The 6,665-nt window shown below is 73.9% G+C and carries 5 protein-coding genes and 1 tRNA gene; 2 read left to right on the top strand and 4 right to left on the bottom strand.

What is annotated here, in order from left to right:
* Positions 1 to 119: 119 nt before the first annotated feature.
* Complete coding sequence (locus EGM46_RS14135) at positions 120 to 4,166, top strand: proline dehydrogenase family protein (RefSeq protein WP_125100769.1); 4,047 nt, start codon at positions 120 to 122, stop codon at positions 4,164 to 4,166.
* On the opposite strand, the gene EGM46_RS14130 is transcribed toward EGM46_RS14135, so the two are convergent.
* The gene (locus EGM46_RS14130; protein ID WP_125100768.1) at positions 4,057 to 4,557 is read right to left on the bottom strand and encodes a GNAT family N-acetyltransferase; all 501 of its coding nucleotides are present in this window, start codon (positions 4,555 to 4,557) and stop codon (positions 4,057 to 4,059) included. The genes EGM46_RS14135 and EGM46_RS14130 overlap by 110 nt on opposite strands.
* Before the next feature lie 133 nt (positions 4,558 to 4,690).
* On the opposite strand from EGM46_RS14130, the gene EGM46_RS14125 reads away from it, so the two are divergent.
* A tRNA-Tyr gene (locus EGM46_RS14125) sits at positions 4,691 to 4,772 on the top strand.
* Positions 4,773 to 4,912: 140 nt separating this feature from the next.
* On the opposite strand, the gene EGM46_RS14120 is transcribed toward EGM46_RS14125, so the two are convergent.
* Genes EGM46_RS14120 through EGM46_RS14115 form a run of 3 tightly spaced genes read right to left on the bottom strand, consistent with a single transcriptional unit; the run spans position 4,913 to position 6,535 of the window.
* On the bottom strand, positions 4,913 to 5,668 hold the full coding sequence (locus tag EGM46_RS14120; RefSeq protein WP_125100767.1) for an SDR family NAD(P)-dependent oxidoreductase: 756 nt from the start codon (positions 5,666 to 5,668) through the stop codon (positions 4,913 to 4,915).
* 33 nt (positions 5,669 to 5,701) lie between these two features.
* A complete protein-coding gene (locus EGM46_RS15080) occupies positions 5,702 to 5,944 on the bottom strand; it encodes a hypothetical protein (RefSeq protein ID WP_241156369.1) in 243 nt (80 codons plus the stop codon).
* Between the two features lie 18 nt (positions 5,945 to 5,962).
* On the bottom strand, positions 5,963 to 6,535 hold the full coding sequence (locus tag EGM46_RS14115; RefSeq protein ID WP_241156368.1) for a class I SAM-dependent methyltransferase: 573 nt from the start codon (positions 6,533 to 6,535) through the stop codon (positions 5,963 to 5,965).
* Positions 6,536 to 6,665: the final 130 nt, after the last annotated feature.

Here is a 6,665-nt window from a genome sequence, read left to right as displayed (position 1 = left end):
GCTCGCGTAGCGCGCCACCGCACGCGAACGCTCCCGGCCTCCCTGAGTGGGGGCCGGGAGCGTTCGCGTTTTGGCGTGCGCCTCCGAGGAAAGCGCGACCCGAAGCCTAGAGTGAAGCCATGGCAGCCATCTCGTCTTCTCCGGGCACTGCATGGGCCGTGACCGCCGCCTCCGCCGAGGCGCGCGCGACCGCGTGGCTGAGCGCACTGCGCGGGCGCGACGATGAGGCGGCCCGCGCGCCGCTCGGCGGCATGCACCGCGATCCGGAGAGCTTCGATTTCACCCGGCGGCTGCTCGACCTCGTCGCCGGCACCGACGACGCGTTCGCCTCAGCGGTCGGGCTCCGCGAGATGGCCACCGAGGTGCCCGACTCGATGGGGATCCGCGACCGACTCGCCGTCCGCGCCGGCGGCGCCGCGTCGCTCGGCCTGCCGTGGGCGGTCATGCCCGTTGCGCGGCGGTGGCTCCGTGCGCGACTGTCCAGCCTCGTGCTCGCGGCGAAGCTGCCATCCCCGGGACTCCCCACGGTCGGCGAGCCGCTGGAGCCGGGCAAGATCACCGCGCTCGCCGAGGCGCTCCGCCGCCACCGCGACGCCGGCCTCGTGCCCGTCGTGGTGCCGCTCGGCAGCGCGGTGCACGGCCCTGAGCAGGCCGCCGCCGAGGTGCGGCGCCTCACGGCGCTCGCCGCGCACCCCACAATCGGGCACCTGCGCGTCGATCCCGAGCGGCTCGTGCCGGCCGGCACCGAGTGGTCCGCCGACGCCGATGTGGCGGCCGCCGCGTGCGCGCTGCAGCCCATCCTCGCCGCGGCGACCGAGCACGGCACGACGATCCACCTCGCGGCTGAGACGGTGCGGTGGGCCAGACAGATCCCGGATCTGCTCGACCGCGCGCTCGCCGATCCCGCGTTCGACCGCGCCAGGGTCGGCGCGCGCCTGCTCGCCGAGCTCCCCGAGTCCCGCGAGCTCTACAGCCGCCTGAGCCGGTGGGCGCAGCGCCGCGTCGCTGAGGGCGGCGCGGCCGCTGAGGTGGTCATCGGGGTCGGCGGCGTCGCCGGGGCCGAGCGCATCGCCGCGATCGACAGCGGGCTCCCCGTTCCCGTGCTCGAGGAGCGCGACGCGGTTGCCGCGCAACTGCTCCGACTCGCCGAGCTCGCGCTGCACCCTGGCCGCGCGGCAGTGCTGCGCCCCGTGATCGCGAGCGACGATCCGATTGTGCTCGCCGCGGTGCTGAGCTGCGCCGCCGAGCTCGGCGCGACCGGGCTCGCCTCGCTGCAGCTGCGCGGCGGCGTGGTCCCCGGCCTCGCCGAGACGATCGCCGCGGGGGCGGCTGGCGGGCCAGGCAGCGCCGGAGCGCCGGGCGCGGCCGATGCGAGCGCCGCGGTCGAGGTGCGCCTCGAGCAGGTTGTGGTCGCACCGCAGGAGTTCGCCGGAGCGGTCGAGCTGCTCGTCGGCCTCGCGAGCGAGGCGGCGGACCCCGCCTCGGCCCCGTCCCGCGTCGACGCGCTCCTCGCGGGCGACGAGCAGACCTTCGCCGCCGAGTGGGCCGCGCACGAGCGCGCGGTCGCGCTCGCCACGGACGCCGCCCCCGACTCCCACCGCACACAACTGCGCGCGCGGGAGTGGGACCCGAGCGAGCGCGACAGCGCCCTCTTCTACCGCTCGCCCGACGAGCCAGCGCGCTTCGACACCGGCGGTCTCACCGCCGCCGTCCTCGGGCTCGGACGCGGGGACACCGGCGCGTTCCAATTGCAGGAGTTCGCCCCGCCGCGCGCGATCCCCGCGGTCTCCGAGTCCGGCTTCGCGAACGAGCCGGGCACCGACGCCAGCCTCGCGGCCAACCGCGAGTGGATGCGCGAGCAGCTGCGCCTCGCCGGCGCACGCGTCAGTGAGGAGGACGCGGCGAACGCCACCGTCGCGCTGTCGCCAGCGGACCTCGACCCCGAGGGGGTGGCGCTCGCGGCCCGTGAGTCCGGTGAGCGCTGGTCGGCGCACGGGCCTGCGGCGCGCGGCGTGCGCCTGCGCCGCTCGGCGCTCGCGCTCGTCGCCGCGCGCGATCGCCTGCTCGCCGTGCTGGCCGCCGACACCGGCGCCCCTGCCGCGGAACTCGACGCCGAGGTGAACGACATCGTCGACGCCGCCCGCTACGCCGGTCAGCTCGCGGCCGGGCTCGGTGCGGTGCGCGGCGCGACCTTCGTGCCCGACGCCCTGATCCTCGTCTCCGCGGACGCCGGCACCCCGCTCGCGCACCAGGCCGAGGCGGTGTTCTCCGCGCTCGGCGCGGGCGCCGGAGTGCTGTGGGCGGTTCCGCCGCGCTTCCTCGCCTCCGCCACCGCGCTGATCGAGGAGTGCGAGGCGGGCGGACTCACCCCCGGCGCCGTGCGCATCGAGCCGGTGGCCGTCGACGCGACGGTGGCCGAGCTCGCCGCGCACCACGAGGTCGACCGCGCCATCGTGCTCGGCGCGCGCGGGGCCGGGCACGAGCTCGCGCGCCGCCGCCCCGACCTCCGCATCGAGGGCCAGTTCCGCGCGCGCGGCACCATCCTCGTCGCCCCATCGGCCGACCTCGACCGCGCGATCACCGACATCGTCGCCTCCGCCTTCCGCGCGGGCGGCAGCGATCCGCGCGGCGCGCACGCGGTGATCCTGATGGGCAGTGTGGCCCGGTCGCGCCGCTTCCGCGCCGGTCTCGCCGACGCGGTGCGCGCGCTCCGACCTGGCGACACGGCGCGGCCAGGTGGGGCAGACCCGCTCGGCTTCACGCTCGGCCCGCTCGCGGAGCCGGCGTCGGGTGCTGCCCTGCGCGCGCTCACCGAACTCGGCCGGGGCGAGGAGTGGCTCGTGCGGCCCGAGCCGCTCGACGCCGACGGGCGGCTGTGGAGCCCCGGCGTGAAGCTCGGCGTCACCGAGCAGTCCGAGCTGTGGGCCGACGCGCTGTCGGTGCCCGTGCTCGCGGTGGCCAGCGCGCACTCGCTCTCGGACGCGCTGCGCATGCAGAACGCCCCCGGCGGGGGCAGCGTCGCCGGGCTGCAGTCGAACGACGGCGATGAGATCGCGGCCTGGCTGGCGCAGGTGAGCGCCGCGGCGCTCGCGATCAACCGGCCCACCACGGGCGCCCGCATCGAGCGGCAGCCCGGCGGCGGCTGGGGTGACGCCGTGATGGGGCTCCCCGCGCTCGCGGGCGGGCCGAACCGGCTGCTCGCGCTCGGATCCTGGGAGCCGCGACCCGGCACCCGCAGCGACACCCTGCACCTGCGCGGCCTCGACCCCGAGGTGCGGCTGCTCATCGAGGCGTCCCAGCCCACGCTCGCCTACGAGGAGTTCGACGCGGTGCGCCGCGCGGCGCTCGCCGACGCGCTCGTGTGGCGCACCTCGCTGGGCGTCGACCGCGACACGATCGGGCTCGGCATCGAGCGCAACGCCGTGCGCACGCGCCCGGTCGTCACGCAGGTGCGGCTCGCCGAGGATGGGCCGCTCGCCGCGCTCATCCGCGTGCTCGCCGCTGCGCTGCTCGTACGTGCCCCCATCTCGCTCTCCACCGGGCAGGTGCTCCCGGCCCAGGTCGCCGAGCTCCTCGCGGGGCAGGGGATCGAGGTGTCGCTTGAGCGCGACGACGACTGGATGGAGCGGCTCGCGGTGACCGGCCCGCTCGGACCGGGCGAGCTGCCCGCCGCGCGCGTGCGCCTCATCGGCGGCGATCCGGTGCGCGCCGCCGAATGGATGGGCGGGCTGGATCGCGCGGCCCTCTGNTGCGCGCCGCCGAATGGATGGGCGGGCTGGATCGCGCGGCCCTCTGGGCGGACACGGTCACGATGGCTGGACCCGTTGAGCTACTCACCCTGCTGCGCGAGCAGGCGATCTCGGCGCGTGCGCACCGGCACGGCTTGGCGATCCCGGTCCCTGGCTTGGACGAGGCGCTGGAGGCGTCGGCGTAAGCTCGCTTCCGCCTGCCCCCTGGGGTGCTCCCTCAGGGTGTGCTCCCTCGCATTTTGTTGGGGTGTGATCCGGTTTGCGCTCCCAAACCGGATCAGACTCGCTGCAATCGGGGGGGGGGGGGCTACGCGGGCCGGGCGCCAGGGGCGCGCAGCATCGGGGTGTGCGGAATCCCGTCCTCAAGAAACTCGGGGCCGTTCGCCACGAAGCCAAAGCCGGCGTACCACTCCGTGAGATACGACTGCGCGTGGATCTGAATGGGAGCATCCCCGCACTCGGCGATGGCGGCGCGCAGCAGCGATCCAGCGATCCCGCGTCCGCGCCAGGCCGGCGCCGTCACGACGCGGCCAATACTGCGGAGCCCATCAGCGCCGCCGCTCTCGCTCAGGATCCGGAGGCCCGCCGCGATCTCGCCGTCCGCGCTCTCCGCCCACACCTGCACGGTGCCGGGTTCCAGGTCTCTGCCGTCGAGATCCAGGTACGCGCACTCCTGCTCCACCACAAAGACCTCCTGGCGCAGGCGGGCGATGCGGTGAAACGTCTCGAGGTCGAGCGCCGTTGGGCCGCTCGCCACGCGGAGGCGCAGCTCACCGGGCAGGGGGTGTGCGGAGTGTGTCGCGGTCATTCCCTGATCCTCCCACGCGAGTGCCGCGCACAACAGGGGCCCTTCCCGCCGGGACAGGCCCGGCACGCAGGGTCGATTTCCGTTCGCGGCACCGAGCGGGTAAAGTTGGCTCGTCCACGTTCGCGCGGACAACGGCGGGTTACCCGAGCGGCCAAAGGGGGCTGACTGTAAATCAGCTGGCACTGCCTACGGGGGTTCGAATCCCTCACCCGCCACAGCGAAACCCCCGGTCAGACGCTAAGTCTGGCCGGGGGTTTTCTTGTTTGTAGGGCGTTGCTGAAGGCTAGTCTGCGTTTAGTCTGCGCTTTGCTCGAAAAGTTCATCGATCACAGCCGCCGCCTGAGGCCCCCGCGCGTCAGTGCACCGAGAAGCCGCCGTCGACGGCGAGCGACTGGCCGGTGATGTACGCGGATCCGGGCCCCGCCAAGAACACCGCGGCGCCGGCAAAGTCGTCCGCCCGGCCATTGCGGCCGATCAGCGTGCGCGCGGCGAGCGCCGCCACCGTGCCGGGATCCGCGCTCAGTCGCGCGTTGAGCGGTGTCTGCACGAAGCCGGGGATCAGCACGTTCGCCGTGACGCCGCGCGGTGACCAGGCCTCCGCCTGCGAGCGGGCGAGTGCCTCGAGCGCGGCCTTCGATACCCCGTACGCGCCGCTCGCGGCGAAGGGGCGGTGCGCTTGCTGTGAGCTGATGTGGATGATCCTGCCGTAGCCGCGCTCCGCCATGCCGGGGGCGAGCCGCTGGCCGAGGACGAAGGGCGCCTCGAGATTGACGGCCATGGTCGCGTCCCAGGTGTCCTCGTCGAGCTCCGCGAACGGGGGCCTGAGGTTGATCCCCGCGGAGTTCACGAGGATGTCGACGGATCCGGCCGCATCCGCGAGGGCGTGCGCCCCGGCGCGGGTGCCGAGATCCGCCACGATGCCGGTGGCCGCGCCGCCCGCGGCGCCGATCTCCGCGATGGTGGCGGCGATCGCTGCCTCGGTGCGTGCCGCGACAAGCACCCGCGCCCCGGCCCCGGCGAGCGCCGTCGCGATCGCACGGCCGATCCCTGAGCTGCCACCCGTCACGAGCGCGGTGCGACCGGTGAGCCCAAAAAGCTGGTCGAGGTTCATCGCGTCAGCGTATCAACGGCCGGGCCCCGCGGCTCACGCCGGCTTCGACGCGCGCAGGGTGTAGCTGAGCGGCACTGACCCGGAGTGCCGGGTGAGCACCCACTCACCGCCGGCGCGGAGCGTCATCTGCCCGGGCAGCGCCTCCCACGGCACACTGTCGTGCTCGACGAGGAGGTCAATCCGCAGGCCGCTCGTGGTCAGTGCCGTGACGATCTCGCCGAGCGAGTGGTTCCACTCGTAGGTGGTGGAAGCTTGAATCGGTGTCGAGGTCTCCACATAGCTCTGGTCGTCGTCCTACTCGAGGGGTGCGACGCGCTCGAAGTAGGGGAAGCGCGGGTGCGGGCCGTCGGTGAGCGTCTCGTCCATCGCCCACAGGATCGGATGCCCCTCGCGGATGAACAGCGAGCCACCCGGGGCGAGCAGCGCCGCGACGACGCCCGCCCACTCGGAGATGCTTGGGATCCAGCAGAGCGCCCCGATACCCGTGTAGACCAGGTCGAAGGAGTCGCGGGGGAGCGCCTCGTCTGCGGTGCGAACGTCCGAGCGCACGAAGTTGACGTTGTCCCCGGTTTCAGCGACCAGCCGCTCGGCGTCGGCAACGGCCCGCTCGGAGAAGTCGAGCCCGGTGACGCGTGCGCCGAGGCGCGCGAGCGAGAGCGTATCGGTGCCGATGTGGCACTGCAGGTGCACGGCGCGCGCTCCGGCGATGTCACCGAGGAGCGGCAGGTCGAAACGTGCGACGTTCGAGAATAGATCGGGATCGTCCACGTAGCGTTGCGTCTCGTAGCCCGAGCCATCGCGTGCGGCGTGGAGCGCCGCGCGCTCGTTCCAGTTCACGCGGTTCGCGGCGATGTAGTCGGTCGTCATGCGCCGCTCTCTTCTCTCGGTCCGGTGACGGGGAAAGTTCAGGTGGCTCGATGCGGGACCGCGCTGCGACTTCGGTGTGAATTGGCGGATTCATGCGGGAACACTCCCGAGAACGGGGTTCGGCTTGCAG

It is taken from the genome of Leucobacter chromiireducens (genome assembly GCF_003917135.1).
Taxonomy (GTDB): Bacteria; Actinomycetota; Actinomycetes; order Actinomycetales; family Microbacteriaceae; genus Leucobacter; species Leucobacter chromiireducens_A.
Note: the sequence above shows the minus strand (reverse complement) of the source record. Positions and strands in the feature narration are given on the sequence as shown.

Bases quoted from the DNA above. Each gene is read 5' to 3' on its own strand.
- EGM46_RS14130 (WP_125100768.1), bottom strand. From the start codon at position 4,557: ATGACCGCGACACACTCCGCACACCCCCTGCCCGGTGAGCTGCGCCTC.
- EGM46_RS14120 (WP_125100767.1), bottom strand. From the start codon at position 5,668: ATGAACCTCGACCAGCTTTTTGGGCTCACCGGTCGCACCGCGCTCGTG.
- EGM46_RS14115 (WP_241156368.1), bottom strand. From the start codon at position 6,535: ATGACGACCGACTACATCGCCGCGAACCGCGTGAACTGGAACGAGCGC.